The sequence below is a fragment of the Streptomyces sp. NPDC041129 genome (genome assembly GCF_055592265.1).
Genome location: NZ_JBVIYV010000026.1, coordinates 1 through 1,659 on the forward strand (window position 1 = coordinate 1; position 1,659 = coordinate 1,659).

Consider the following 1,659-nt stretch of genomic DNA (forward strand, 5'->3'; position numbering starts at 1 on the left):
CTCGTGCCTGCCCTGTTCGCGCCAGGCGGCCAGGGCGGACTGTACGGCGGCACCGTCTGCGGGACGGTCCGGGCGGGCGGTGCCGCGGACCCAGGAGGCGGCCGCGGCAGGATCGGTGGCGAAGGCGGCGAGCCGCTCGCGGGCCTCGGCCAGGGAGGTCGCGGCGAAGGCGAGGCGCTCCTCAAGGGCCATGCGCCCGGTCTGCAGGGTCCAGGCGACGGCCGGCAGGTCGGCGTCGGACAACTCACCGAGCCGGGCGTGCAGGCGGCGGGCCTGCTCGACGAGCTGGGCCTCGCTCCTGGCGGACAGCACAAGCAGGAACGGCCCATCAGGAACGGTCTCCGGGCGGGCCGGCTGCGGATACTCCTCGATGACCACATGGGCGTTGGAGCCGCCGCCACCGAAGCTGGAGACACCGGCCAGCCGGGGCAGGGTCCGCCGCTCACCGCCGCTGTCCCGGACCTGACGCCGCCAGGGCTCCAGGGTGCGCTGGACGCGCAGCGGAGTGCGGTCGAAGTCGATGTGCGGGTTCAGGGTGGCGGAGTGCAGGCTGGGCACGAGTTCGCCGTGCCGCATCTGCAGCAGCACCTTGGTGACCCCGGCGATGCCCGCAGCACTCTCGCAGTGCCCGATGTTCGACTTCACCGAGCCGATCGCCAGACGCTCGGGGGCACCACCGGTGCGACGGAACGCCCGCTGCAGACCGGCCACCTCGATGGGATCACCGAGGGACGTACCGGTCCCGTGCGCCTCCAGATAGCCCAGGGCGCCCGGCTCGACACCCGCGGCGATGAGCGCGTCGGCGATCACCTCACCCTGCGCCACCGGCGTCGGCACCGAATAACCCGAGGTACGGCCACCGTGGTTGACGGCGGTGGCCCTGATGACCCCATGGATCCGATCGCCGTCGGCGACGGCCCGCGCCAGCGGCTTGAGCAGGACGGCGCCCACCCCCTCGCCGGGCACGTACCCGTCACCGCCCTCACCGAAGCTGCGGCACCGCCCGTCACTGGACAGGAAGTCACGCCGGCCCAGGACCAGATACTTGTTGGGGTGCGGGGTGAGATTGACCCCGCCCGCCAGCGCCGTGTCGCACTGCCCACCACGGATCGCCTCACAAGCCAGATGGATCGACGTCAACGACGACGAGCACATGGTGTCCACGGCCAGACTCGGACCATGGAAGTCATAGAAGTACGACACCCGGTTCGCGACCGTGGAAGCACTGCCCCACAAGGCGTCCGGCGCTCCACGCTCCTGCGCCTGCGCGCCGAGGAGCTGGTACTCCTGGTACATCACCCCGACGAACACGCCGACCCTGCCACCCCGGGACAGACGGTCGGCGGTGTATCCGGCGTCCTCCAGGGTGTGGTGGGCGCACTGCAGGAACAGACGCTCCTGCGGGTCCAGATGATCCGCCTCCAGCAGCGATATCTGGAAGAACAGCGGGTCGAACCGGTCGATGTCGTCCAGGAAACCACCCCAGGAACCAGCACCGGCATCCGCGTACCGCTGCCGGTCCCAGCGATCCGCCGGGACCTCACGCACGCTGTCCCGGCCCGAACGCAGGTTCTGCCAGAACTCGTCGAGATCGGCCGCCTCCGGATACCGGCCGCTGACCCCGATGATCGCGATGTCACCGTCACGCACGGGTGCCGG

Annotated in this window: 1 protein-coding gene; it reads right to left on the minus strand. The window is 70.9% G+C overall.

What is annotated here, in order from left to right; all coding sequences use genetic code 11:
* Window positions 1-1,659: beta-ketoacyl synthase N-terminal-like domain-containing protein (locus ACZ6B1_RS34195; protein ID WP_468784654.1), on the minus strand; the 1,659-nt coding region annotated here is incomplete at both ends.